The 26,583-nt window shown below is 71.1% G+C and carries 17 protein-coding genes and 1 pseudogene; 1 reads left to right on the top strand and 17 read right to left on the bottom strand.

Annotated elements, in window-relative coordinates; translation table 11 throughout:
- Window positions 1–53: 53 nt before the first annotated feature.
- Window positions 54–467, top strand: a complete 414-nt coding sequence (locus HNQ79_RS11965) for an arsenate reductase ArsC (RefSeq protein ID WP_185030299.1) — start codon at window positions 54–56, stop codon at window positions 465–467.
- A 224-nt stretch (window positions 468–691) separates the two neighbouring features.
- Here HNQ79_RS11965 and HNQ79_RS11960 read toward each other — a convergent pair whose 3' ends face one another.
- The 17 genes and pseudogenes from HNQ79_RS11960 to HNQ79_RS11880 all read right to left on the bottom strand — a co-directional run bounded on the left by HNQ79_RS11960 (window position 692) and on the right by HNQ79_RS11880 (window position 26,368).
- The gene (locus HNQ79_RS11960) at window positions 692–1,759 is read right to left on the bottom strand and encodes a sugar phosphate isomerase/epimerase family protein (RefSeq protein WP_185029847.1); all 1,068 of its coding nucleotides are present in this window, start codon (window positions 1,757–1,759) and stop codon (window positions 692–694) included.
- An 82-nt stretch (window positions 1,760–1,841) separates the two neighbouring features.
- A pseudogene (locus HNQ79_RS11955) lies at window positions 1,842–3,224 on the bottom strand (alkaline phosphatase family protein); the annotation flags it as partial.
- 173 nt (window positions 3,225–3,397) lie between these two features.
- Window positions 3,398–4,681: a metabolite traffic protein EboE gene (gene eboE / locus HNQ79_RS11950; protein ID WP_185029842.1), complete on the bottom strand. Its 1,284-nt coding sequence runs from the start codon at window positions 4,679–4,681 to the stop codon at window positions 3,398–3,400.
- Between the two features lie 182 nt (window positions 4,682–4,863).
- Window positions 4,864–5,715 (bottom strand): TatD family hydrolase, encoded by an 852-nt coding sequence (locus HNQ79_RS11945; RefSeq protein WP_185029840.1) that lies wholly within the window; start codon window positions 5,713–5,715, stop codon window positions 4,864–4,866.
- Window positions 5,715–6,443, bottom strand: a complete 729-nt coding sequence (locus HNQ79_RS11940; RefSeq protein WP_373312531.1) for an EboA domain-containing protein — start codon at window positions 6,441–6,443, stop codon at window positions 5,715–5,717. The genes HNQ79_RS11945 and HNQ79_RS11940 overlap by 1 nt, the downstream gene beginning before the upstream one ends.
- Window positions 6,440–7,375, bottom strand: a complete 936-nt coding sequence (locus HNQ79_RS11935; RefSeq protein WP_185029838.1) for a sugar phosphate isomerase/epimerase family protein — start codon at window positions 7,373–7,375, stop codon at window positions 6,440–6,442. The genes HNQ79_RS11940 and HNQ79_RS11935 overlap by 4 nt, the downstream gene beginning before the upstream one ends.
- Window positions 7,372–8,448, bottom strand: coding sequence for an SCO3242 family prenyltransferase (locus HNQ79_RS11930; protein ID WP_185029837.1), 1,077 nt, complete (start codon window positions 8,446–8,448; stop codon window positions 7,372–7,374). Before HNQ79_RS11930 ends, HNQ79_RS11935 begins: the two co-directional genes overlap by 4 nt.
- Window positions 8,445–9,722, bottom strand: a complete 1,278-nt coding sequence (locus HNQ79_RS11925) for an inositol-3-phosphate synthase (RefSeq protein WP_185029835.1) — start codon at window positions 9,720–9,722, stop codon at window positions 8,445–8,447. Before HNQ79_RS11925 ends, HNQ79_RS11930 begins: the two co-directional genes overlap by 4 nt.
- A 157-nt stretch (window positions 9,723–9,879) precedes the next feature.
- Window positions 9,880–13,608 carry a ThuA domain-containing protein gene (locus HNQ79_RS11920; RefSeq protein WP_185029833.1) on the bottom strand — a complete coding sequence of 1,243 codons (3,729 nt, stop codon included), beginning with the start codon at window positions 13,606–13,608 and terminating at the stop codon, window positions 9,880–9,882.
- Window positions 13,609–13,926: 318 nt separating this feature from the next.
- The gene (locus HNQ79_RS11915) at window positions 13,927–14,934 is read right to left on the bottom strand and encodes a sugar phosphate isomerase/epimerase family protein (RefSeq protein ID WP_185029832.1); all 1,008 of its coding nucleotides are present in this window, start codon (window positions 14,932–14,934) and stop codon (window positions 13,927–13,929) included.
- Window positions 14,935–14,942: 8 nt separating this feature from the next.
- Window positions 14,943–16,106, bottom strand: coding sequence for a Gfo/Idh/MocA family protein (locus HNQ79_RS11910; protein ID WP_185029830.1), 1,164 nt, complete (start codon window positions 16,104–16,106; stop codon window positions 14,943–14,945).
- An 85-nt stretch (window positions 16,107–16,191) separates the two neighbouring features.
- Window positions 16,192–17,253 (bottom strand): substrate-binding domain-containing protein, encoded by a 1,062-nt coding sequence (locus HNQ79_RS11905; protein ID WP_185029828.1) that lies wholly within the window; start codon window positions 17,251–17,253, stop codon window positions 16,192–16,194.
- 53 nt (window positions 17,254–17,306) lie between these two features.
- Window positions 17,307–18,341 carry an ABC transporter permease gene (locus HNQ79_RS11900; RefSeq protein WP_229923390.1) on the bottom strand — a complete coding sequence of 345 codons (1,035 nt, stop codon included), beginning with the start codon at window positions 18,339–18,341 and terminating at the stop codon, window positions 17,307–17,309.
- Complete coding sequence (locus tag HNQ79_RS11895; protein WP_185030291.1) at window positions 18,338–19,834, bottom strand: sugar ABC transporter ATP-binding protein; 1,497 nt, start codon at window positions 19,832–19,834, stop codon at window positions 18,338–18,340. The genes HNQ79_RS11900 and HNQ79_RS11895 overlap by 4 nt, the downstream gene beginning before the upstream one ends.
- 335 nt (window positions 19,835–20,169) lie before the next feature.
- Entirely contained in the window at window positions 20,170–21,351 is a 1,182-nt protein-coding gene (locus HNQ79_RS11890) for an ROK family transcriptional regulator (RefSeq protein WP_185029827.1), read from the bottom strand.
- A gap of 449 nt (window positions 21,352–21,800) precedes the next feature.
- Window positions 21,801–23,549 (bottom strand): ThuA domain-containing protein, encoded by a 1,749-nt coding sequence (locus HNQ79_RS11885; protein ID WP_185029825.1) that lies wholly within the window; start codon window positions 23,547–23,549, stop codon window positions 21,801–21,803.
- On the bottom strand, window positions 23,546–26,368 hold the full coding sequence (locus HNQ79_RS11880) for a PQQ-dependent sugar dehydrogenase (RefSeq protein ID WP_373312530.1): 2,823 nt from the start codon (window positions 26,366–26,368) through the stop codon (window positions 23,546–23,548). The genes HNQ79_RS11885 and HNQ79_RS11880 overlap by 4 nt, the downstream gene beginning before the upstream one ends.
- Window positions 26,369–26,583: the final 215 nt, after the last annotated feature.

The following is a 26,583-nucleotide window of genomic DNA, read 5'->3' as shown; positions in this document are numbered from 1 at the left end:
GCTGAAGTCATGGGCGGCCGGGTGCCGTCATGCGACGAGAGAGAACGATCACCATGGCCGACAAGCCGTCCGTCCTGTTCGTCTGCGTCCACAACGCCGGCCGCTCCCAGATGGCCGCCGCCTGGCTGACACACCTGGCCGGCGACCATGTCGAGGTCCACTCCGCGGGCTCCAGCCCGGGCACGGCCGTCAACCCGGCCGCCGTGGAGGCGATGGCGGAGGTCGGCATCGACATCTCCGCCGAGACGCCGAAGATCCTCACCGTCGACGCGGTCAAGGAGTCGGACGTCTGCATCACCATGGGCTGCGGGGACACCTGCCCCGTCTTCCCCGGCAAGCGCTACCTGGACTGGAAGCTGGAGGACCCCGCGGGCCAGGGCGTTGCGGCCGTGCGCCCCATCCGTGACGAGATCAGGACGCTGGTCGAAGGCTTGATCGCCGAGATCGCCCCGGCGAAGACCATGTGAACCGGAGACGCGGCGTCGCCGTCCTCGGCCCCGCCCGCCGGATACACCGCCGCGCGCACCAGGACCAGGGCCTTGTCGTCCGGCGGCGGACGCGGTCACGCAGGTGGCGTTCCCGGTACCTCTCGTCCCGACGCCGGCGTGCCGCCTGCTGGTGCACCTCGACGGGCCGGCCACCCCTGGGTGGCCGGCCCGTCGAGCTCCACGTGTCCGGGCGGCTCTGCGCGTCAGTGGCGGCGCTCGCGCAGGGAGTGCAGGTGGGCGCTGGACTTGCGGGCGAAGGCGAAGGAATCGGTGGGGTTGTCGTGTTCTGCCTGCCAGTGGTGGTCCCTTCGGCCGCGGTGGGTGCGGTTGACCGCCGAGATGAAGCGCTTGTAGTCGATGTCGCCGTCACCGACGTCGGTCATGCGGTAGCCGTCGCGGGCGGCCGCGTCGTGCTCGCCGTCCTTGACGTGGAAGAGCGGGTAGCGGTCGGGGTGCTTGAGTACGTAGCGGAGCGGATCGAAGGGTGCCGGGGTGCCGTCCGTCCGCCGGGAGAAGCGGAACTGCGCGACGTACGCCCAGTAGACGTCCATCTCCAGGTGGACCAGACCTGGGTCGGTCTCGGCGAGCAGGACGTCGTACAGGCGGACCTTGGGGTTGTCGGTGGCGAAGGAGAACTCCTCCGCGTGGTTGTGCTGGTAGAACTTCATGCCGCGTTTGCGGGCCGCCTCGCCGTACGTGTTGAACTCCTCGGCGCAGCGCTTCCAGCCGTCGACGGTCGTGCCGTAGCGCCAGGGGCCGGAGGCGGTGCCGATGTGCGGCAGACCGAGGGCCTGGGCGTCGTCCAGGACCTTGTCGAGGTTCTGGGCGAAGGTGTACGCGTTCGGATTGCGGTCGTCGTAGTAGCCGACGTGGCTTCCTATGCCGCGCAGGCCGTGGTCACGGGTGAGGCGGCGGAGTTCGGGCAGGGTGATGGGGCCCGCCGAACCCTGGGTGTAGCCGGCGTATTCGACCTCGTCGTAGCCGTAGAGCGCCAGTTCCGCGAAGACCTTGGCGAAGCCGAGGGAGGCGACCTTGTCACGCAGGGAGTAGAGCTGGATGCCGAGGCGTCCTGGCGGCAGTACGGGTTGTCCGCCCCGCCCCTTGCCGCGTGAGGTGTCACGGGCGGAGTCCTGGGCCGCGGCGGGAGTCGCCGCGGCTCCCAGGAGGGCGGCGGCGGTGCTCCCGGCGGCCACGCCGAGCATGTTCCGCCGGGAGAGACGGTGGGCGAGCTCGGGGTCGTCGGTCTTGCTCGGGCGGGTCGTGCGGGGCATGCGGTCTCCTCGGTGAGTGGAGGGAGGCCGGTGGACGGGGTCCGCCGGGGGCCGATTGTCAGTGCTGTCTGCTTCAGTGGAGTCAGTGCAGGCCCGCCAGCCGGAGCAGGAGGGCCTTCACTTCGGTGGCCGCGGTGCGGCCGGGGAGAGCATGGGGGGTGGAGCAGAGGATGAGAGGACCTTCGTCGTCGCTCTCGGGGAGCCGGCCGTGGCTGCCGCGAATAGGCGTCGGGTCCAGGGGGACCACGGCCATCCGGTAGCGCATGCCGAGCTTCTTGCGGGCCACGGCCTTCGCCGCTTTGAGGCGGACGTACGGGTCGAGGGGGTCGAGGAAGAGCTCGACCGGGTCGTAGCCGGGTTTGCGGTGGATCTCGACGAGCTGGGCGAAGTCCGGGGCCCTCGCGTCGTCGAGCCAGTAGTAGTACGTGAACCAGGCGTCCGGAGCGGCGATCGCGACCAGTTCGCCGGCCCGGGGATGGTCGAGGCCGTGGGCCTTCTTGCCCTCGTCGTCGAGGAGTTCGTCGATCCCGTCGAGACCGGCGAGCGCGGTCCGCGTGGCGTCGACGTCCTCCGGTCGGCGTATGTAGACGTGCGCGATCTGGTGGTCGGCGACAGCGAACGCCCGGGAGGTCATGGGGTCGAGGTACTCCATGCCGGCTTGGGTGTGGACCTCGACCAGGCCGGCGCGGCGCAGCGCCCGGTTGATGTCCACGGCGCGTGACACGCGGGTGATGCCGTACTCGGAGAGCGCGACGACCGTCCGGCCCTCGGCCTCCGCCTCGTCCAGCAGCGGAGCCATGACCGCGTCGAGTTCGGCTGCCGCTCGGTGGGCGCGGGGATCGTCGGGACCGTAGCGCTGGAGGTCGTAGTCGAGGTGCGGCAGGTAGCAGAGGGCCAGGTCGGGACGGTTGGTACGGAGGATGTGACGGGTCGCGCCGACGATCCAGCGGGAGGAGACGATGTCGGCGCCCGGACCCCAGAAGTGGAAGAGGGGGAACGTGCCGAGCTCTTCGGTCAGTTCGTCGTGGAGGGACGGGGGGCGGGTGTAGCAGTCGGGTTCCTTGCGGCCGTCGGCGTAGTAGACGGGGCGAGGAGTGACGGTGATGTCGGTGTCCGCCCCCATGGCGTACCACCAGCAGATGTTGGCGACGGTGTAGCCGGGGTGTGCGCGGCGGGCGGCGTCCCAGAGTTTGTCGCCGGAGACGAGGCCGTTGTGCTGGCGCCAGAGGAGGACTTCGCCGAGTTCGCGGAAGTACCAGCCGTTGCCGACGATGCCGTGCTCGGCGGGGGTGGTTCCCGTAAGGAAGGTGGACTGGGCGGCGCAGGTCACGGCGGGCAGGACGGTGCCGAGGGGAGCCTGGGATCCGGAGCGGGCGAGCTGCTTCAGGCGGGGCATGTGGTGGAGGAGGCGGGGCGTGAGGCCTACGACGTCGAGAACGAGGAGGGGGGTGGGGGCGGCGGGCGCGGAGGGTGAGTTGGCGACTGGAGCCGGGGCCGGGGGTGGGGCCGCGTTCGGGGCTGGGGTTGGGTCCGGGGCTGGGGCCGGAGCCGGGGCTGGGGTTGGGTCCGGGGCTGGGGTTGGGGTTGGGTCCGGGGCTGGGGTTGGGTCCGGGGCTGGGGTTGGGTCCGGGGCTGGGGTCATGGGAGCTCCTTCAGGCCCAGGTCGGTCAGGAGGTCGCGCACGAGGGCGAGTTCGGCGGCGATGCCGTCGACGAGTTGAGCGCGGGTACGGGGCCGGAGTTCGGGCGGCAGCGCCTGCCAGGTGTACGTCTCGACCTCCAGGTGGTGGGTGAGGGGTCGTCCGGACGGGGACGCGACGAGGCGGGTGAGGACGTCCTGGAGGACGGAAAGGGTGGAGGTGAGGGGTGGCGCCGGCGGTGCGTGGAGGGGTACGTGGAAGTGGGCTCGCCAGGGGCCCGTGGTGGGCAGGGAGCCGGGGGCAAGGGCTTCGGGGAGGTCGTCGGTGCCGCACAGCGGGGTGGGTGGGGTGCTGGGCGTGGGGGTGGACGCGGGGTGGTGACGGAAGTCGGCGCGCACCTCGGCGGTGGTGCCTCCCCTGTGGGCGTGGACGGCGGCGGGCGGGAGGCGGGGGGTACGGGTCTGGTGGAGGAAGCGGGGTTCGGCGAAGGAGGAGAGTGCGGCGCGGACGTCGGGGCGTTCGGGGTGCTCGGCGTGCAGGGCGGCGGAGAGCTGGGCCTTCACGATGGTGATGTCCGCGGCGGTGAGGGCGTGCAGGGCGGTGGCCGGGTCCTCGAAGGACGTGGCGAGGTGGCAGGTGTCCACGCACACACCGATGCGGGGCTGCGACAGCGCGACGAGGGGGGTGATGGCGTCGGCGGTGGTCTCGACGGTGCAGCCGGGCTCGGGTTCCAGGCCGACCCTGATGGACTTGCCGGTCAGGTCTTCGAGGGCGTCGAAGCGTCCGGCGAGAGTGGTGAGTGCGGTACGGGCCGCGTCGGCGGCGGTGGGGTGCTCGTCGTACGGGGTGCGCCAGGCCAGCGGGAGCGTGGAGATGCTGCCCCGGGTGACGTCGTCGGGCAGGAGCGCGGCGAGCAGGCGGCCGAGCGTGGTGGTGTGGGCCAGGCGTTCCGGATCGGTCCAATCCGGCTTGTAGACCCTGTACTTGACCTCGCGGTCGCCGAACCCTTCGTACGGGAAGCCGTTGAGGCTGACGACTTCCAGCCCGCGGCGTTCGAGTTCCGCCCGCAGGCCGCGCAGGGCGGACGGGTCGGTCGCCAGGGTCTGGGCGGCTGCCCTGGCCAGCCACAGGCCGATGCCGAGGCGGTCCCGGCCGAGGCGTTTGCGTACGGGCTCGCAGTGGTCGCGGAGCTGTGCCAGCACGCCGTCGAGCGTTTCGGCGGGATGGACATTGGTGCAGTACGCCAGGTGGACGGTCGAACCGTCGGGGTGGCGGAAGCGCATGCGGGATGTCCCCTTCCGGTACCGAGGGCGGTGCGGGTGTGAGTACGGGAGGTGTGGCTTCGGACGCGGGGTGTGGCTCTGGGGGAGAGGCTGCGGGCGCGGAGGTGGGTGTACGTGTGGCTACGGGCGTTTGTATGGGTGTGTGGCTGCGGGCATCGCTCGCACGTACGCCGGCTGGGAGGTCACTCGCCGCCGCGGAGGATGGAGTTGCCTTCGTGCAGGGAAGGCGGGGTGGCGGGGGCCGCCAGGTCGAGGCGGCCGCTCAGTCCGTAGAAGGCGACCGGATTGCGCCACACGATCCGGTCCACGTCGTCGGCCGAGAAGCCTGCGGCGAGCAGGGCATCGGCGGCCCTGCGGGTCTTGAGAGGGTCGCTCCTCCCCCAGTCCGCCGCCGAGTTGATCAGGATCCGTTCGGGCCCGTGCTCCTTGACGAGCGCGACCATGCGGTCCTCGTCCATCTTGGTGTCCGGGTAGAGGGAGAAGCCGAGCCAGCAGCCGCTGTCGCGGGCGGCCTTCACGGTTGTCTCGTTGAGGTGGTCGAGAAGGACCCGCTCCGGCGGCAGGTGCGATTCGCGTACGACATCGAGGGTGCGGTGCAGGCCGGCGAGCTTGTCGCGGTGCGGAGTGTGGACGAGGGCGGGCAGGCCGTGGTCCGCGGCGAGTTGGAGCTGCGCGGCGAGGGCGTGGTCCTCGGCGGGAGTCATGCCGTCGTAACCGATTTCGCCTACGGCGACGACGGAGTCCTTGATGAGGTAACGGGGCAGTTCGTCGAGGACGGGAGTGCAGCGGGGGTCGTTCGCCTCCTTGGGGTTGAGGGCGAGAGTGCAGTGATGGGTGATGCCGTACTGGGCGGCCCGGAACGGCTCCCAGCCGAGGAGGGAGTCGAAGTAGTCGAAGAAGCTGGCGGGTGAGGTACGGGGCTGGCCGAGCCAGAAGGACGGCTCGACGACGGCACGGACTCCGGCGGCGTACATGGCCTCGTAGTCGTCCGTCGTGCGCGACGTCATGTGGATGTGCGGGTCGAAGATGCGCATCAGGACTCCTCGGCCGGGACCTTGGGGGCGGGGACAGGGGCGGGGCACGGGGTGGCGTCGGAGTGGGCGGTTGTCGCGGTGAGGGTCAGTGCGTGGGTGAGGTCGTCGGGGACGGGCCGGCCGGCCGCGGTGCGTTCGGCGGCGTAGTCGGCGAGCATCCGGGCGAGTTCGGAGTCGCCTCGGGCCCGGCGGGCCAGCGCATGGACGGAGTCCACGGGGACGCCGGTGAAGAGGCACTTGAGGACGGCGTGCCGCCAGGCGTGCGGGTCCAGGTGTGCCGAGGCGTACGGTCCGACGGCGGCGGCGACCAGCCGGGTGTCGTTCGTACGGAGTGCGTCCTCGACCAGCGGCAGGGCGGACCCCTCGCGCGCGTGGGCGAGGTGGGGCAGGGCCAGCAGAACGGCCCTGCGCTCGGCGGCCGTGCCGTGGGCGTAGAGGCGGTGGAGGGTGGGGGCGTCGACTCCGGCCGTACAGAGCAGGAGAACGCGGGCGGCGGCAGCACCGGGGGCGTCGCAGTGGCGGCCTGCTTCCGCGAAACGGATCTCCCAGGGGGGAAGGGCGGCTCGCGGGCCGGGTGCTCCGGCTTCCGCTCCGGCCCCGGCTTGCGCTTGCGCTTGCGCTTGCGCTTGCGCCAATGCTTCACGCAGCCATGCTCTGCCCGCTTCCCCGAGGCTGGATTCCAGGGCTGTCCGCAGTGCGGCGGGGTCGCCGGTGAGATCGATCGTCACAGCATTCCCTTCGCCGGATCGAGTACGGGCTGCACCGTGTGCGCTTCCGTCGCCTCCGCCGCGGCTGCGCGCAGGAACTCCCTTGAGGTATGGGCGAGTTCGGGGCCCGCATGGGAGTGCCTGGGCAACTCGACCACCGTCAGCCCCTGGTAGCCGGTGGCGGCCAGCGCCGCCAGCACCGGCGGGAAGTCGATCTCGCCGTCACCGAAGGGCAGGTGTTCGTGCACACCGCGACGCATGTCTTCGATCTGTACATGGCGCAGCCATGGCGCCGCCTCCCGGACGCAGTCGGCAGGCGTGGTCGGCTCCAGGCACTGACAGTGGCCGATGTCGAGGGTCAGCCCGAGGTACTCGGGGTCGCCGAGGGCTTTCCGGAGGTGGTGGAAGTCGGCGAGTGTGGCGAGAAGGTGGCCGGGTTCCGGCTCGACTGCCAGAGGGACCTTCGCCGCGGTGGCCGCTTCGAGGACGGGAACCATCGAGTCGGCGAGTCGCCGCCACGCGGTACCGGGAGGAGTGCGGGCGGGCAGCGTCCCACTGAAGCAGTGCACTGCGTGCGCGCCCAGTTCCGCCCCGACCTGGACGGCCGTGCGGAGGAGGTCGGCCCGGCGGGATTTGGCGGCGGAGTCGGGGTCGAGGAGGGAGGGGCTGTGCTTGCGCCGGGGGTCCAGGACGTAGCGGGCACCGGTCTCGACGGTGACGGTGAGGTCGAGACGCGACAGAGCTTTCGCCAACCTTCTTGTCTGTTGCGGCAGTTCGGGTGACAGGGGGTCGAGGTGCATGTGGTCGAGGGTCAGGCCCACCCCGTCGTATCCGAGGTCGGCCAGGAGCGCCAGCGCGTCGTACAGGCGGAGGTCGGTGAGGCCGTTGGTGCCGTAGCCGAAGCGGAGGGACGACGGGAGGAGATGCGGGGGCGCGGTCGGGTGCTTCGTCATGTGGGGCTCACCTTTCGCGCCAGGCGGCGGGCGAGCGGTGCGAGGACCAGCAGGGCCGCCCCCGTCCCGGGGGCTCCTGAGCGGGCCGACAGCGCGGCCTGGAGCGGGATCATGGCGCGGATTCCGCCGCCGACCGCTCGTTGGGTGAGGGGTGGCGAGGGATTGAGTGCGGCGTGCACGAGGGGGCGGGCGGCGGTCCGGAGGTAGGCCGCCGCAAGGACGCGGGGCAGGACGCGATCGAGGTGGGGGACCGGTTTCGGCCCGTGGACAGCCCCTGGCGCGGCCGGTGCACGCCGGGCGGACGTGGCGCTCCTGCGGGAGACAGCGGCGGTCAGCGCGAGCACCCCCGCGAGGGCCGACACCGGCGCAGCCGTCGACCCCCCTTGCGCCTCGTGCCGGGAGACCTGCGTCACCGCGTAGGTGTGCGCACCCAGCAGGGCCGCGGCGGTCAGGGCGTCGACGGCTCCGGGGAGCGGGGCGCCCGGAACGACGGCAGGTTCGGAACACGAGGGGGCCGCGAACCCGGCGAACCCGGAGCGCGCGCCGGACCTCATGCTCCGTGCCGTGCTCGCAGGTGCCGATCCAGTCCCCCTTGCCGCTGCCGTTGCCGTTGCCGTTGCCGTTGCCCCCATCAGGAGGTCGAGCGACCGTGCCGTCGCCATGGCCGCCGGGGCGAGCGCGGTGTGCTTGAGCTTCAGGTCGTACGCCCAGACGGTGGCGGTGAGCGCCGTGGCGGCGGCGAGGGTGGGTCGGCCCGCCCGGGAAGCCAGGGCCAGACCCGAGGCCGACAGGGCGCAGGCGGCGGCGAGGGCGGCGTGCGGGGCGATCCGGCCCGAGGGAATCGGCCGGTGGGGCCGGTCCTGGGCGTCCTCCGCGCGGTCCGCCCAGTCGTTCAGGGCCATGCCCGCCTCGTACAGGCACAGGGAGGACGCGAGCGCCAGGGCCGTCCCCCTGTTGGGGCGCCGGGAGAGGGCCGCCGCTCCGGCGAGGGCGTCGCCCGGCACCGTCAGCAGGGCGGAGACCCGCAGCAGTTCGAGCCACGGCTGCACACGGGCGGACAGGGGCCGGGTCATCGGGCGTCGCCCCCGAGTGTCGCGGCGAAGGCGCACAGGTCCGCGTACTGGTCGGCGAGGGAGGCCGAGCCTGCGCCGTCCGGGTCCTTGAAGTAGAAGGCGAGGGCGGGGAGGGGACCGGAGAGGCCGCGTTCGTGGGCGCGGGCGAGCAGGCGGGCCAGGTCGAGGACCAGGGGGGCGGCGAGGGCGGAGTCGCAGCCCTGCCAGGTGGTCTGGAGGGTCATGCGCGTGCCGAGGAAGCCCTCGAAGGCGATGTGGTCCCAGGCCGTTTTCCAGTCCCCGAGGGCCGGGACCTCGTCTATGTGGACCTCGCCCTGCGGAAGCCCGCCGAGTGTGTCGGCCAGGACGCGGGCCTTGCCCGTGTTCTTGGCCGCCGCCGCTGCGGGGTCGGCGAGGGCGGCCCCGTCGCCGCCGCCCAGCAGGTTCGTGCCCGACCAGGCACGTACGGGCAGGGCGCGTTGGACGAACATGGGGGCGAGGACCGCGCGGAGCAGTGTCTGGCCGGTCTTGCCGTCCCTGCCCGCGTACGGCAGCCCGCCGGCGGCCAGCTCGGCGGCGAGCGCGGGTGCGTGCAGGCCCGTGGAAGGCGTGAAGTTGACGTAGGGGCAGCCGGCGCGGACGGCGGCCGCCGCGTACAGGGAGCTGGGGGCGAGGCTGTCGCCGGAGGGGGCCGGTTCGGTGGAGGAGACGTTGACGACGACGACCCTGGCGAGGCCGTGCCGTACGCGGAAGTCCGTCAGGTCAGCCGCGAAGGAGTCGATGAGTTCGTCCTGCGTACGGGTCTCGCCCGGGAGAGGCCCTCCCGGCAGCAGCGCGGCTTCCGCGGCTGCCAGTTCGGACCGTACGGCGGCGGCCAGGCCGTGCGGGAGCACACCGCCCGCCTCCAGCTCTTCGGCCCGTTTGGGCAGCGGGCAGCTCGCCGTGTCGTGGCCGCCGAAGACCAGGGAGGAGAGAGGCGGCAGGCCGGCCTCCGTGAACGGCGCGGTCTCCGTCACCATCCCGGTCGGCGGGTGCAGGCCCGCCACCGTCGCCGCGCAGCCCGCGACGGCCGTGGTGGCGACCGAGCCTCGCGCGCCGACGAACCAAACGCCGGTACGGGCAGGTCCGGCGGGGCCCTGGTCGGACTCGGACGTGGCGCGTGCCACGACGGGAGTGCCCGGTGGGGCCCCGGCCGGGTCGCGTGCGGCGCCGGGGGGACGGTGCGCGCCCTGTACGGCCACGGCATCCGTGGAGACGACGCCCGTGGGCACAGAATCCACGGGCGTGGCACTCATGGACACGCCCTCTGCCGACGCGGCATCTGTGGGCACGGCATCTGTGGGCACGCGAAGCCTCCCTGCGTTGGAGCACGAAGCACTGAGGTGGGGGGGCGGTGGTGGGAGAGAAGTACCGGCCCCTCTCCCACCACCGCCGGTGATACGGGAGCGCCCGTCAGGAGGGCAGTTCCTTGAGCTGGATGTCACGGAACGACACCTGGTCGCCGGCCCCGTGGTTCTGGAGGCCGATGTGACCGTCCTTGAGGCTGCGTGCCGGGTCCTTGTTGGTGAAGTCGTTGATCTTCGCTCCGTTGAGGAAGACCTGGAGGCGTTCGCCCCGGACCCTGATCTCGTAGCTGTTCCACTGGCCCGGCGGGCGGAGCACCCGGTCGCGTTCCTTCAGGTTCGCGGACTTGAAGGAGTAGACGGACCCGGTGGTGCGGTCGGGTGCGTCGGTGGCGTCGATCTGGATCTCGTACCCCTTGTTGACGGCCGACCACGGGTCGTCGGAGGCGGGGAAGCCGACGAAGACACCGGAGTTGTCGTCGCCGGTCATCTTCCAGTCCAGCTTCAGGGAGTACGACGCGAACTCCTTGGCCTGGTACCACAGGAGGCCCATGCCTCCCTTGGAACGCAGCTTCCCGTCGACGACGTCGAACGTGCCGGGGCCCGCCTGCTTGAAGCCTTCCAGCGTCTTGCCGTTGAAGAGCGGGCGGTAACCGGTCTGCGGCCTGCAGTCGGCCTTGACCTGGCCCGTGGCGTAACGCAGTCCGCCCAACAGGTGCTGACGGAAGCCGGGTTCGGCGTAGGACTCCTTGGTGTGGCCGCCGCCGGTGTAGAAGGAGCGCCCGCCCTCGTAGGTCTGGCACCAGGCGATCGGGTGGTCGCCCTTCATGGTGCCGCCGCTGTACGTCGTCTCGTCGAGGGTGGCCAGGACGCGGGTCTTCGAGCGTGGGTTGGTGCGGTAGTTGTACCACTCGTCGGTGCGCTCGACGGCGTCGTCGAGGTGGGCGGTGGCCGGGTGGTTGTGGTCCTCGACGCGTACGGTCGCCTTCTGGATGTGCGGGTGGGAGGCGAAGTGGGCGCCGACCAGGCCGCCGTAGAAGGGCCATTCGTACTCGGTGTCGGCGGCGGCGTGCACGCCGACGTAGCCGCCGCCCGTGCGGATGTAGTTCTCGAAGGCCTTCTGCTGTTCCGCGTCGAGGACCTCGCCGGTGGTCGACAGGAAGACGACGGCGTCGTAGCGGGCGAGGTTGCTGGTGGTGAACTGGGCTGCCGTCTCGGTGGAGTCGACGGTGATGTTGCTGGTCGTGCCCAGTTCCTTCAGCGCGGCGACGCCCTCGGGGATGGAGTCGTGGCGGAAACCGCCGGTCTTGGAGAAGACCAGGACCCGCTTGGCGGTCTTGTCCACCGCGGTGCTCGACAGTTCGAAGTCGTCGAGGTCGTAGAGCGCGCCGGGGCCGCCCTTGAAGACGAGGAAGAGTTCGGTGGTCTTCTTCGGGACGTTGCGCAGCGGTACGTCGACGTCCTGGAAGGTCTCCCAGCCGCCGGTCACCGGGATCGGCGCCGAGCCGAGGATCGGTCCCTGCGCGGAACCGGTGCGCACCTCCAGGAAGCCGCCCGCCCCACCGGAGGAGATGCGCGCGGTGAGCTTGGTGGTGCCGGTGAGGAGGTAGGGCTTGAAGGAGATCCAGTCGTCGTTGTCGATGTCGCCGACGGTCTTGCCGCCGTGCGCCGCCGCCTTGTCGTGGACCTTGATGCCCGACTGGGTGGAGTAGTGCTCGGCCTGCCGCAGCCGGGGCTGGAGCTGGGCCTGGTCATGGGTGGTCAACGGGGCTTGGCCGCCGCCTCCGGAGTCCGTGTACTCGGCGTCGAAGACGCCGAATATGTTGGCGTTGGGGTCGTGGCCGCCGTCGGACGAGGTCTTGATGGTGCCGGAGCAGCCGGTGGCGGAGGTGATCGGGTGGCCGTGGCTGTCGTGGCCGAGGATGTAGGTGACCTTCACCTTGGTGCAGTCGATCGGTGTGCCGCCCGCACCGTCCTCGGCGTCGGTGACCTTCACCTTGAAGGGGATCTCGTCACCGAAGCTGAACAGCGTTCCTTCGGCGGGGAGTTCGAGTGTCACCTTGGGCGCGGTGTTGCCGACGACGATGTGCGCGCTCGCCGAACCGGTGCGCCCGGTGGGGTCCTTCGCGGTCACGGTGGCGGTGTAGGTGCCGTTCTTCCGGTAGGTGTGGGTGGGGTTCGGTTCGGTCGACGGGGGTGTGCCGTCGCCGAAGTCCCAGCTGTACGTGAGCGTGTCGCCGTCGGCGTCGGTGGTGCCCGCCGAGGAGAACGCGACCTTCAACGGGGCCTGCCCCGACGTCTTGTTCGCGGTGGCGACCGCGGACGGGGAGCGTCCGCCGGTGGCGTTCTCGATGCGGTACAGGCCGGAGTTCTCGTCCCCGCCGAACCAGGCGGTGCCGTAGTCGAGGACGTACAGCGCGCCGTCCGGGCCGAAGGTGCTGTCCATGACCTGGGTGCCGGTCCACGGGAACGGGTTGATCTTCTGGACGGTGCCGTCCTCGGTGTGCTCGATCCGTTTGATCCACCGGCGGCCGAACTCGGTGGCGAAGAAGTCGCCGTCGTACGCCTCGGGGAACTTCACCGGGGAGTCGAGGTCCGGATCGTAGCGGTAGACAGGTCCGCCCATCGGGGACTCCGAGCCGGTGCCGAACTCGGGCACCGACCCGCCGTCGTACGGGATCCACGCGGGCTGGGCCGGCGGGAGGTCGACGAGGCCGGTGTTGTGCGGCGAGGTGTTCCTGGGGGCCGCGCAGTCGAAGGCGGCGCCGGAGGTCTTCGTCGCGAAGTCGTAGTCCACGTAGGGCTGGTTGTCGCCGACGCAGAAGGGCCAGCCGAAGTTGCCGGGCTTGGTCACCCGGGCGAACTCGACCTGTCCGGCGGGTCCGCGTTTGGGGTCGGCGGCGCCCGCGTCGGGACCGTACTCGCCGATGTAGAGGGCGCCGGTCTTCTTGTCGACGCTGAAGCGGAAGGGGTTGCGGAAGCCCATCGCGTAGATCTCGGGGCGGGTCCTGGCGGTGCCCGGCGCGAAGAGGTTGCCCGCGGGGACGGTGTACGACCCGTCGTCGGCGACCTTGATGCGGAGGATCTTGCCGCGCAGGTCGTTGGTGTTGCCCGAGGTGCGGCGCGCGTCGAAGGCCGGGTTGCGTCCCGGGCGGTCGTCGATGGGGGTGAAGCCGTCGGAGGCGAAGGGGTTGGAGTCGTCGCCGGTGGACAGGTAGAGGTTCCCCTGTGCGTCGAAGTCGATGTCCCCGCCGACGTGACAGCAGATGCCGCGGGTCGCGGGGACGTCGATGACCTTCTTCTCGCTGGCGTTGTCGAGCGTGCCGTCGGCCCTGAGGACGAAGCGGGAGAGGCGGTTCACGCCCTCGAACCTGGCGAAGTCGGCGGCGGTGCCGTTCTCGGGGGCGTCGCCGGCCGGAGTGTCGAGCGGGGGCGCGTAGTAGAGGTAGAGCGCGCGGTTCCGGTCGAAGTCGGGGTCGAGGGCGATGCCTTGCAGGCCTTCTTCGTCGTGGGAGTAGACGGGGACCTTGCCGACGACTGTGGTGTTGCCGGCCGCGTCGGTGGCCCGGAGTTCCCCGTTGCGTGAGGTGTGCAGGACGGTGCGGTCGGGGAGGACGGCGAGCGACATGGGCTCGCCGGTCTCGGCGGCCCCCTTCGCGAGCGTGACCTGCTGGAATTCTTCGGCCGCCGCCGGCTCCGGGGCGGCCGGGGGCTGCGCCGCCGCGAGCTGAGGGGCCGTGAAGGCGAAGGAGGTGGCGGCGAGCAGGGAGCCGGTGAGGAGGGCGAGTGATCGCCGGGCATGGTGGGTCCGCTGGTTTCTGGGGCGCTTTCTGTGCACGGGGTCCTCCGGGGAGAAGTGCCGGGCGGAGCGGGTGGGGCCTGGTCGCGGAAGCGTGGTCGGCTCATGTCATGTACACGCAGTTAACGGTAGACCCGTTCCTACGGAGCCGGAAGGGGTTGGGCGGCAGAGAAGTCGCGGTTTGACCCGGGAGTGGACAAAGTGGCGCCGCAGGTCCAGCGGGGCATCGCGCGGGACCTGCCGCAGGCAGGCCCAGCGGGGGCACCTCGCAGGCCCCGGGGGGACCGCCGTGGGCCCGGAGAAGCGCCCGCCATCCGCCCCCGGGCCCTGGGCCCTGGGCCCTGGGCCCGCCGCGGGCTACCCCCCTCCCCCGCCGAACGCCGCGTCGAACGCCGCGCCCGGCGGGTCGAAGTCGAAGCGTTTGAGATGGGTGAGCGCCTCCGGGGCCCCTGCCAGCCGGTCCATTCCCGCGTCCTCCCACTCGACCGAGACGGGACCCTCGTACCCGATGGAGCGAAGCATCCGGAAGACGTCCTCCCAGGGCACGTCTCCGTGCCCGGCCGAAACGAAGTCCCAGCCACGGCGCGGGTCGCCCCAGGGGAGGTGCGAGCCGAGCCGGCCGTTGCGGCCGTCCAGGCGCGTGCGGGCCTCCTTGCAGTCGACGTGGTAGATGCGGTCGCGGAAGTCGTAAAGGAAGCCGACCGGGTCGAGGTCCTGCCAGACGAAGTGCGAGGGGTCGAAGTTGAGGCCGAAGGCGGAGCGGTGGCCGATGGCTTCCAGCGCCCGTTGCGTGGACCAGTAGTCGTAGGCGATCTCGCTCGGATGGACCTCGTGGGCGAAGCGCACGCCTTCCGCGTCGAACACGTCGAGGACCGGGTTCCAGCGTTCGGCGAAGTCCTCGTAGCCCCGTTCGACCATGCGCTCGGGGACCGGCGGGAACATCGCCACCAGATGCCAGATGGAGGATCCGGTGAAACCGACGACCGTACGGACTCCGAAAGCGGCGGCCGCCCGCGCGGTGTCGGCCATCTCCCGGGCGGCCCTGCGGCGGACCCCCTCGGGATCGCCGTCGCCCCAGATGCGGGACGGCAGGATGGCCTGGTGCCGCTCGTCGATGATGCTGTCGCAGACGGCCTGGCCCACCAGGTGGTTGGAGACGGCCCAGCACTTGAGGCCGTACTTGGCGAGCAGGGCGTGCCGGGAAGCGAGGTAGCCGGGGTCGGCGAGCGCCTTGTCCACCTCGAAGTGGTCTCCCCAGCAGGCGAGTTCGAGTCCGTCGTATCCGAAGTCGGCCGCGTAGGAACAGACTTGTTCCAGTGGCAGGTCCGCCCACTGGCCGGTGAACAGGGTGAAGGGGCGTGGCATGGGCCCTCCTAGGTCTGCACGGGGGTGTACACGGCGTTCTTCTCCGCGCTCTCCTCCACGGCGGCCAGCACTCGCTGCACCTGGAGGCCGTCCGCGAACGACGGCCGCGGGTCGGTTCCGGTCGCGATGGCTTCGAGGAGGTCGCGGGCCTGGTGGACGAAGGTGTGCTCGTAGCCGAGGGCGTGGCCCGGTGGCCACCAGGCCTCGAGGTAGGGGTGTTCCGGCTCGGTGACGAGGATGCGGCGGAAGCCCGCGGAGTGCGCCGGCTCGGTGTGGTCGTGGAAGGAGAGTTCGTTGAGGCGTTCCAGGTCGAAGGCCAAGGAGCCGCTTTCGCCGTTGACCTCCAGGCGCAGCGAGTTCTTGCGGCCGGCCGCCATGCGGGTGGCCTCGAAGGAGGCGAGAGCACCGGAGGCGAGGCGGCCGGTGAACAGCGCCGCGTCGTCGACGGTCACTTCGCCCCGGGGGGCCGACGCGCCGGGGTCCGGCCGGGAGCGCACGAACGTCTCGGTGAGGGCGGAGACCCCGACCACCGGCTCGCCCGTGAGGTACTGCGCGAGGTCGACGATGTGCGCTCCCAGGTCACCGAGGGCGCCCGAACCCGCCCGGTCCCGCTGGAGCCGCCAGGTGAGCGGGGCGTCCGGGTCGACGAGCCAGTCCTGGAGGTAGCAGACCCGGACGTGGCGGATCGGCCCGATTCTGCCTTCGGCGACGAGCCTGCGGGCGTACGAGAGGGCGGGAACCCGACGGTAGTTGAAACCCACCATCGCCAACTGGCCGCGCTCACGCGCCCGTCGGGCGGCGAGGACCATCGACTGCGCCTCCTCGACCGTATTGGCGAGGGGCTTCTCGCACAGGACGTGCTTGCCCGCCTCCAGGGCGGCGATCGCTATCTCGGCGTGGCTGTCGCCAGGGGTGCAGATGTCGACGATGTGCACGTCGTCCCGGGCGATCAGGGCCCGCCAGTCCGTTTCGGCCGCCGCCCAGCCGTGCCGCTGGGCCATGGCCTCCACGGCGGTGCGGTCGCGCCCGCAGACCGCGGCGAGCACGGGGGCGGCGGGCAGGTCGAAGACCCGGCCCACGGTGCGCCAGCCCTGGGAGTGGGCGGCCCCCATGAAGGCGTAGCCGACCATGCCGACGCCCAGCGCGGGGACGGGGGGTTCTGCTTCTTCCATCCGGGTCTCTCCTTGTCCGTCGTACGAGATCGGTGCCGTCGCGGGCGGTCCGCCCGGAGGACGGACCGGCGTTCGGCGGGCCTGCTCAGGTGAAGGACTGCGGCAGGTAGTCGTCGACGTTCTCCTTCGTCACGACCGCCGAATAGAGGGTGACCGAGGCGGGGATCTCCAGCTCGGACATGCCGCCGATGCCCTTTCCCTGGCCGAGCGCCCGGGCCAGGTCGATGGCCGACGCGGACATGGTGGGCGGGTAGAGGACGGTCGCCTTCAGCACTCCGTTGTCCGCCTTGATGGCGTCCATGGCGGACTTGGCGCCCGCGCCGCCGACCATCAGGAAGTCCTTGCGGCCGGCCTGCGCGATGGCGCGCAGGGCGCCGACGCCCTGGTCGTCGTCGTGGTTCCACAGGGCGTCGAACTGCGGCTGTGCTTGCAGGAGTTGGGCCATCTTCGCCTGTCCGGACTCGACGGTGAAGTCGGCGGCCTGGCGGGCGACCTTCTTGATGTTCGGGTAGTTCTTGAGGGCGTCGTCGAAGCCCTGGGTGCGGAGCTTGGTCAGCTCCAGGCTGTCGAGTCCGGCGAGCTCGATGACCTTGGCGTTCGGCTTGTCCTTGAGCTTCTCGCCGATGTAGCGGCCGGCGTTGAGTCCCATGCCGTAGTTGTCGCCGCCGATCCAGCAGCGGAACGCCTGGGGGGAGGCGAAGACCCGGTCCAGGTTGACGACGGGAATGCCCGCCTTCATCGCGGCGAGACCGACCTGGGTGAGTGCTTTGCCGTCGGTCGGCAGGATGACCAGGACGTCGACCTTCTTGTTGATGAGGGTCTGGATCTGCCCGATCTGGGCGGCGGTGTCGTTGGAGCCCTCGGTGATGTCGAGGGTGACGTCGGGGTACTTCTTGGCGCGCTCGCGGGCGTTCTCGTTGATCGCGTTGAGCCAGCCGTGGTCGGCCTGGGGACCGGCGAAGCCGATCGTGACCTTCTTGCCGGGTTTGTCGTCGGCGACGGGCTGGTTGTTGGTGGCGGGGGCCTCCTTGCCGGACGGCTCGTTGCTCGTGCAGGCGGTGAGCAGGGCGGTCGCGGAGACGGCGGCGCCGCCGAAGAGGATCCCTCTTCGGGTGGCTCCTTGGCTGTTTGCTGAGTTGTGCGGCATGACGGTCGGACCCTTCGACTCGGGTGGTCAACTGGCTCGGGCGGGGGCGGGCGTCAGGCGTGCTCGTCGCGCACGGTGCGCCGCTGGACCAGAACGGCGGCGACGATGATCGCGCCCTTCGCGATCTGCTGGACGTCGCTCTGGAGGTTGTTGAGGGCGAAGATGTTGGTGATCGTCGTGAAGACGAGTACGCCGAGGACGGAGCCGACGATGGTGCCGCGGCCGCCCGTGAGCAGGGTGCCGCCGATGATCGCGGCGGCGATGGCGTCGAGTTCGTACAGGTTGCCGTTGGTGTTCTGGCCGGAGCCCGACAGGACGATCAGCATGAAGGCGGCGATGCCGCAGCACAGTCCGGAGAGCAGGTAGAGGTAGAGACGCTGACGCCGTACGTCGATGCCGGCGAGCCGGGCGGCTTCCGCGTTGCCGCCGACCGCGACGGTACGTCGGCCGAAGGTTGTGCGGTTGAGGATCAGCCAGCCGACGACGGTCACCAGCGCGAAGACGAGGACCAGCGGCGGGATGCCCAGGACGTAGGCGTCCGGGATGCCGAGGTCGAGCACGGAGTCGACGGTGACGATCTGGGTCGTGCCGCCGGTGATCTGGAGCGCCAGGCCACGGGCGGAGGCGAGCATGGCGAGAGTGGCGATGAAGGGCACCAGCCGGCCGTACGCGATAAGGACTCCGTTGACGAGTCCGCAGGCCGTGCCGACGATCACCGCGGTGAAGAGGATGCCCGCGAAACCGTACTCCTGGGTGGCCACGGTCGTCGCCCACACGGAGGCCAGGGCGACGATCGCGCCGACGGATAGGTCGATGCCGCCGCTGATGATGACGAAGGTCATGCCGACGGTGACGACGCCGATCACCGACGCCTGGGTCAGGACGAGTTGCAGGTTTCCCGTGTCCAGGAACTGGTCGGGTTTGGTGATCCCGCCGACCGCGATCAGGACGGCCAGGACGCCGAGGAGGGAGAGGTTGCGCAGATCGAGCCGGAGCCCGAGCGGCCGCCTGCCGCTCTTGTGCGGGGGTGACGTGATGCCGTCCTGCGGCTTGACTTCGGACGCGTCGGAGACGTCGGAGTGGGTCATGCGGCGGGGCTCCCTTCCATGACGAGGTCGAGCACGCGGTGTTCGTCGAGTTCGTGCGCGGGCGCGGTGTGCACCAGTCGCCCTTCGCGCAGGACCAGCACCCTGTCTGCGAGCCCCAGCACTTCGGGAACCTCACTGGACACGAGGAGCACGGCCAGCCCCTCGTCGGCGAGGCGGCGGATCACCGCGTACAACTCCGCCCGCGCGCCGACGTCGACCCCGCGGGTCGGTTCGTCGAGCAGCAGGACGCGGCAGCCGCGCAGGAGCCAGCGGGCCAGTACGGCCTTCTGCTGGTTGCCGCCGGAGAGGGTACGGATCCGCGCCTCGGGCCGGTCGGGCCGCAACGACAGCTTCCGGGTGGCCTGTTGAGCCGCGGAGCGTTCGGTGCCGCGGTCGATCCAGCCGCCGCGCGAGAAGCGGGACAGGGTCGAGACGGAGACGTTGCGGGTGACGGACTCCAGCATGAGCAGGGCCTGCGCCTTGCGTTCCTCGGGGGCCAGACCGATGCCTGCCCGTACCGCCGCACGGACACTGCCGGTGCGCAGCCGGTTTCCGTCGACGACGACGTGGCCCGAGGTCGGCCGGCGGGCCCCGTAGATGGTTTCCAGGATCTCCGAGCGGCCCGAGCCGACGAGTCCTGCCAGTCCGACGATCTCGCCGGGGCGCACATCCAGGTCGATGGCCTCGAACTCGCCCTGCCGCGCCAGTCCTTGGACGCTCAGTACGGGCGCCGCCGACGTCTGGCCGACCGGCTGCGGGCGCTGCGGGAAGGCGTGCTCCACGTTGCGCCCGGTCATCAGGGACACGATGTCGCGGGTCGGGGTGTCGCGTGCGGGCAGGCCCACGGCCACCGCCCGGCCGTCCTTCAGGACGGTGACGCGGTCGCCGATGCGGCGGATCTCCTCCAGCCGGTGCGAGATGTAGACGACGGCCACGCCGTCGGCGGTCAGGGCGGCCACGATGCGGAAGAGGTTGTCGACCTCGTCGGGGTCGAGGGCGGCGGAGGGTTCGTCCATCACGATGAGGCGCACGTCGTGGGAGAGCGCCCGCGCCATCGAGACGATCTGCTGCTGGGCCGCGGACAGGGAACCGACGAGCCGCCCGGGGTCGACCTCGGGATGGCCGAGGCGGGCGAGGAGCGCCGCGGCTGAGGTGCGGGCGGTCCTGCCGCGTACGACGAACCCGGCGGTGGTCGGCTCGTGGCCGAGGAAGACGTTCTCGGCCACGGACAGGCCCTCCACCAGGTCCAGTTCCTGGTAGATGGTGGCGATGCCCAGGCGCATGGCGGCGATCGGCGACTTGAGGGCCACGGTCTCGCCGCCCCAGGTGATCCGGCCGCCGTCGGGCTGGTGGGCGCCCGCGAGGACCTTTATGAGAGTGGACTTGCCCGCGCCGTTCTGGCCGAGGAGGCAGTGCACTTCGCCGGGCAGTACTTCCAGGTCGACGCCGTCGAGGGCGCGGACGCCGGGGAAGGACTTGGTGATTCCGGACATGGTGAGGAGGGGGCCCGCCGGGGGCGGGGGTGCTGTGGGTGGTGCCGCGTGCTCTGGTGCCATGACGATTCCCCTCGGCGGATACGGCCGTGAGCGGACAGGGCGGTGCCAGGTTCGGGTGTGGTGCGGACTGCGTGGCGGTGGTGCGAAAGGTGCTGGTGGTACGGGTGATACGAACGGTGCTCGGATGATGCAGGTGTCACTAGTGGCGTGAACTTGCCGGTGGTGCGGGTGGTGACAGTGGTGCGGTTTGGGTGGTGCGGGGTGGTGGTGAGCCGTACGAGGGCCCCCGGGTGTGGTGTGCCGGGGGCCGCGCGTCGTGCGGCCGGCCGGGGTCAGGCCGGGGAGAAGACGTGGTCGCTGATCAGTCGGGCAGCGCCGGTGACGCCGGCCGCGGGACCCAGTTCGCCCAGGACGATGGGGAGGTTGCCGGTGGCCAGCGGCAGCGACTGGCGGTAGACCTGGGTGCGGACACTGGCCAGGAGGTTGTGGCCGAGGCCCGTCACGCCACCGCCGATCACCACCAGGCCGGGGTTGAAGAAGCTGACGAGTCCGGCGATGACCTGGCCGACCCGGTTGCCGCCCTCGCGGATGAGGTCCAGGGAGGTGGCGTCCCCGGCCGCCGCTGCCGCCGCCACGTCAGCGCCGCTGAGTCGGCCCGCCGCCTCAAGACGTCCGGCGAGTTCCGCGGAGTGTCCCGCGCGGGCGGCGGTTTCGGCGTCACGGGCCAGGGCGGCACCGCTGAAGTGCGCTTCCAGACAGCCCCTGTTGCCGCACGCACACGGGCGGCCCTCGGGTTCGACCTGGATGTGGCCGATGTCGCCGGCGCTGCCCGTCGTCCCCCGGTAGACCTCGCCGCCGACGACGATGCCGCAGCCGATGCCGGTGCCGATCTTCACGCACAGGAAGTCGTCCACGGAACGGGCGACGCCCGCGTGCTGCTCTCCCATCGCCATCAGGTTCACGTCGTTGTCGACCATCACCGGGCAGCCCAGTTCCTGACTGAGCGCCTCGCGGACCGGGAATCCGTCCCAGCCGGGCATGATCGGCGGGGCCACCGGAACGCCCTCGGGGAAACGGACCGGGCCGGGGACGCCGATGCCCGCCCCGTCGAAACCTTCCGCGATGCCGGACGCCTTGAGTTTGGCGGCCATGGCGAGAGCCTGCTCGAAGACGGCGACCGGGCCCTCGCGGACGTCCATGGGGTGGTTGAGGTGGCCCAGGATCTCCAGCTCGGCGTTGGTGACGGCCACGTCGACGGAAGTGGCCCCGATGTCGACGCCGAGGAACCGGAGTCCGGGGGCGAGGCGGATGTTGTGCGAGCGGCGTCCGCCCCGCGAGGCGGCGAGCCCGTCGGCGACGACCAGTCCCGTTTCGAGCAGGCGGTCGACCTCGACGGCGAGCTTGGAGCGCGAGAGGTCGACCTGATCGCCCAGCCGGGCACGGGAGTTGGGGCCGCCGTCGCGCAGCAGGCGGAGAAGTCGTGCCTGGTGCGCGTTCGCGGGTCGAGCCGTCATGCGCCTCACGTGCCCCTCCTGTCGCATCTTCGGCCGCCCCCGGCTTCACCGGGTGTGCGGGCTTTGGAGGGGAACGTAGCAGCGGGTGCCGGGACTGGGAAGAACTTGCGCCAGAATCCACCGCAACTTTCTCCACCGGAAAGACAAAGAGGCGGGGCAGGCCCGGAAATCCCCCGCGCGGCCGGAAGCACAGCGGCCGTGCGGAGGGCCCGATGGCACCGGCTGGGCGAAACGAGCCGCGACGCCGTGTCCGCGCCGGAGGACCCGGGCCCGAGGCGGGCGGGATCCGCGGCGCAGGCCCGGTCCGCCGCAGAGCACGTGCCGGGAACGCTTGGAGGTACGGCGGCGGGACGCTTCGGCGTCGCGTCCCACCGCCGTCACCGGCCCGATCGTGCGGCCGGTCCCGCCGTCACCGTCCTCCACGGTGACGGCGGTGTCAGGTGGGCCGCTCAGGCGGGGAGGGCCCATTTCTGGTTGGCGCCGGTGTGGCAGGTCCACAGGTGGAGCCTGGTGCCGTCGGCCGAGGACACTCCGGCCGCGTCCAGGCACTTGCCCGACTGCGGGTTCTTCAGCGTGCCGTCGGCCTGGTGCACCCACTTCTGGGCACCGGAGGCGTTGCACCCGTACAGCTGGATCTTCGTCCCGTCCGCCGAGCCGCCGCCGCTGACGTCCATGCACTTGCCGAGCGCGCGCAGGGTGTCGTCGGAGTGCCGGGTCCACTTCTGGGCGGGTGACTGGTTGCACGTCCAGAGCTGGATCTGGGTGCCGTCCGCGCTCGCACCGTTCGCGACGTCGGCGCACTTGCCGCCGATGCCCTTGATCTCGCCCTCGCGCGGGCCGGGGGTGCCGCCGAGTTCCTTGATGCGGATGTTGCGGAAGGACACGTCGTCGCCGTCGCCGTGGTTCTGCAGGCCGATGTGGCCCTGCTGGAGGCTGCGGGCGGGGTCGGTGTTGGTGAAGTCGTTGATTTTGCGGCCGTTGAGGAACAGCTGGAGCCGCTCCCCCTCCACGCGGATCTCGTAGGTGTTCCACTCCCCCGGCGGGTTCAGGGCCGCGTCGCGGGCCGCGAGGTCGGCGGACTTGTAGCCGTAGACGGCACCGGTGGTGCGGTCGGCGGCGTCCGTGGAGTCGATCTGGATCTCGTAGCCGTTGTTGACGGCCGACCAGGGGTCGTCGGAGGCCGGGAAGCCCACGAACACACCCGAGTTGTCGTCACCGGCCTGACGCCAGTCGAGCTTGAGCGAGTACGACGTGTACTCCTTGGCCTGGTGCCAGAGCATTCCCAGGCCGCCCTGGGAGGTGAGAGTGGCGTTGGAGTGCGCGAAGGAGCCGGGGCCGGCCTGTTTCCAGCCGGCGGTGCCCGACGAACCGAACAGCGTGGTGTAGCCGGTCTCCGGGCGGCAGTCGGCCTCGGTCATCTCCGCGGTCCAGCGGATCCCGCCGAGCAGATGGCGCCGGAAGGCCGGATCGGCGTAGGAGGCCTCGGTGTGGCCGCCGCCGGTGTAGAACGCGCGCCCGCCCTGGTAGTCCTTGCACCAGGCGATCGGGTGGTCGCCGCCCATACCGCCGCCGCTGTAGCTGGACTCGTCGAGCGAGGCCAGGACGTGCGCGCTGGTGCGCGGGTTGCTGCGGTAGTCGTACCACTCGTCGGTGCGCTGCCAGGTGGGGCCGAGATGGGCGGTGGCGTCGTGGGCGCGGTCCTCGACCTTGACGGTGGCGGGCTGGATGTGCGGGTGCGACTGGAACAGGGCTCCCGCCAGGCCCGCGTACCAGGCCCAGTCGTACTCGGTGTCGGCCGCCGCGTGGATGCCGACGTAGCCGCCGCCCGCCGCGATGTAGCCCTCGAAGGCGCTCTGCTGGGTGGCGTTGAGGACGTCGCCGGTGGTGGAGAGGAAGACGACGCTCTCGAACCCTGCCAGGTGGGCAGGGGTGAAGGCGGTGGGATCCTCGGTGGCCGTGACGGTGAAGTTGTTCGCGGCGCCCAGTTCGCGCAGGGCGCTGATGCCTTCGTCGATGGAGGAGTGGCGGAAGCCGGTGGTCCGAGAGAAGACGAGCACGTCGTACGCAGGGTCGGCCGCCGCCGCACGGGCGGGCGGGGAGGAGGGCTGGGCCGCCGTGGAGAGGGCGGTGGGCAGGGCGACGGTGCCGAGCAGGCCGCAGAGGGCCCAGCAGGCGACGCGTCGGAGTCGTCGGCTCACGTCAGGCTCCATTTCTGGTTGGCGCCGGTGTGGCAGGTCCACAGGTGGAGCTTGGTGCCGTCGGCCGAGGACACTCCGGCCGCGTCCAGGCACTTGCCCGACTGCGGGTTCTTCAGCGTGCCGTCGGCCTGGTGCACCCACTTCTGGGCACCGGAGGCGTTGCACCCGTACAGCTGGATCTTCGTCCCGTCGGCCGAGCCGCCGCCGCTGACGTCCATGCACTTGCCGAGCGCGCGCAGGGTGTCGTCGGAGTGCCGGGTCCACTTCTGGGCGGGTGACTGGTTGCACGTCCAGAGCTGGATCTGGGTGCCGTCCGCGCTCGCACCGTTCGCGACGTCGGCGCACTTGCCGCCGATGCCCTTGAGTTCACCACCCGGCGCGGGGGTCGCGGAGGTGGTGAGGGTGAAGTCGTCGACGTCGAAGAGGGATCCGGTGCCCCCCTTGAAGACGAGGTGGAGGGTGGTGGCGCCGGCCGGGCGGTTGGTGAGGTTCGCCGCTACGTCCTGGAAGACGTCCCAGCCGCCGGTGGCGGGGACGGCCGTCGAGCCGAGCAGGGTGCCGGTGGGCGAACCGGCCCGTACCTCCAGAGTGCCTCCCGAAGTGCCGGAGGAGACGCGGGCGGTCAGCCGGGTGACGTTCGAGAGGTTGTACGGCGTGAAGGAGATCCAGTCGCCGTTGTCGATGTGGCCGACCGTCTTGCCGCCGTGCGCCGTCGCCTTGTCGACGATCTGCACGCCTGCGGAGCCGCCGAAGTGCTCGGCCTGGCGCTTGCTGCCCTGGCTGATGTTCTGGTCGTGGGTGGTCAGGGCGGGCTGGCCGTTCGCGCCCTTGTCGGTGTACTCGGCGTCCCAGACGCCGAAGATGTTCGCATTGGGGTCGTGCTCGCCGTCTGCCAGTGTCTGCAGGGTGCCGGAGCAGCCGGTGGCGGAGGTCTGCGGGTGGCCGTGGCTGTCGTGGCCGACGATGAAGGTGACCTTGACCTTGGAGCAGTCGATCGTGCCGTCCTCGGGATCGGTGACGGTCACCTTGAAGGGGACGGCCGCACCCGGATCAATGACGGACCCGTCGGAGGGCAGGTCCAGCGTGACGGTGGGCGCGGTGTTGCCGACGGTGACGGTGACCGAGGCGGTGGCGGTGTTGCCGGTGCCGTCGGAGACGGTCAGCTGCGCGGTGTAGCGGCCGTTGGCGGTGTACGTGTGCGAGGGGTTGGCCGCGGTCGAGGTGGCGCCGTCGCCGAACTTCCAGGAGTGGCTGATCGGGTCGCCGTCGGGGTCGGAGCTGCCCGCGGAGGAGAACTGGACGGCGAGCGGGGCGGTGCCCGAGGTGCGGTTGGCGGCCGCCTTGGCGAGCGGGGCGCGTCCGCCGGTGACGCTCTCGATGCGGTAGAGGGCGCTGTTGGCGTCGCCGTTGAAGTATCCGGTGCCGTAGTCCAGGACGTACAGCGCGCCGTCCGGGCCGAAGGCCATGTCCATGACCTGGGTGCCCTGCCAGGGGAAGGCGTTGATCGACTGTACGGTCCCGTCGCCGCCCTGCTCGATGCGTTTGATCCACCGGCGGCCGAACTCACCGGCGAAGAAGTCGCCGTCGAAACTCTGCGGGAACTTTACCGTGGAGGTGGACGCGGCGTCGTAGCGGTAGACCGGTCCGGCCATGGGCGACTCCGAGCCGGAGCCGAACTCGGGGACCGACCCGCCGTCGTAGGGGATCCAGGCGGGCTGCGCCGGGGGGAGGTCGGTCAGGCCGGTGTTGCGCGGCGAGGTGTTCTTGGGCGCGGCACAGGAGAAGGCGGCGCCGGACGTCGAGGTGGCGAAGTCGTAGTCGACGTACGCGCTGTTGTTGCCCGTGCAGTACGGCCAGCCGTAGTTGCCCGCCTTGGTGATCCGGTTGAACTCGACCTGGCCGGCCGGGCCGCGTCCGGGGTTCGCGGTGCCCGCGTCGGGGCCGTAGTCACCGAGGTAGACCGTGCCGGTGGGTTTGTCGACGCTCATCCGGAAGGGGTTGCGGAAGCCCATGGCGTAGATCTCGGGGCGGGTCTTGGCGGTGCCGGGGGCGAAGAGGTTGCCCGAGGGGATGGAGTAACCGCCGTCGGCGTTCACCTTGATGCGCAGCACCTTGCCGCGCAGGTCGTTGGTGTTGCCGGAGGAACGCTGGGCGTCGTAGGCGGGGTTGCGGGAGGACCGCTCGTCGAGGGGGCTGTAGCCGTCCGAGGCGAACGGGTTGGTGTCGTCGCCGGTGGAGAGGTACAGGTTGCCCTGGGCGTCGAAGTCGATGTCGCCGCCGACGTGACAGCACAGTCCGCGGCTGGCGGGCACGTCGAGGACCTTCTTCTCCGAGGCGACGTCCAGGGTGCCGTCCGCCTTCAGCACGAACCGCGACAGCCGGTTGACCCCGTCGAACGGCGCGAAGTCGGCCGCCGAGCCGCTCGCGGGGGCGTCGCCGGTCGGGGTGGTGAGCTTCGGGGCGTAGTAGAGGTAGACGAAGCGGTTGGCGGTGAACCCCGGGTCCGCCGCGACGCCTTGCAGTCCTTCCTCGTCGTGCGCGTACACATCCAGCTTGCCGGAGACCTTGGTGGTGCCGGCGGCGTCCGTGAGGCGCAGGGTGCCGTCCCGCGAGGTGTGCAGGACGGATCTGTCGGGCAGCACGGCGAGCGTCATCGGCTCGCCGGTCTCGGCCACCCCTTTGGCGAGGGTGACCTGCTGGAACACATCGGCCGCCGCGGGTGCCGCCGCGGCCGGCCGCTGCTGAGCGGTGAGGGCGCCCGCGGCGGCGAGCAGGGTGCAGGCGAGCGCCGCGAGGGGTCGGGAGAGTTTCCTGTGCACGCGCATCCTCCGTGTGACAACGGGGTGGGGGTGGAGCACAGGCGCGCGCCGTCGCGCCGGGTGCACGGACGTTCAGCAGGAGGAGGCTGAGCGTCCGGCGTGTTGTCCGGTACAGACCAGGAAGGTAATGGCTTTTCCTTTGGGCAGGAAGTCTTTCGTCGTAGGAGGCGGCAACTTTCTCCGGCGCAGGGACAAAGCGTTCGGACGAGAGACGA

It is taken from the genome of Streptomyces candidus (genome assembly GCF_014207445.1).
GTDB lineage: Bacteria > Actinomycetota > Actinomycetes > Streptomycetales > Streptomycetaceae > Streptomyces > Streptomyces candidus.
Note: the sequence above shows the minus strand (reverse complement) of the source record. Positions and strands in the feature narration are given on the sequence as shown.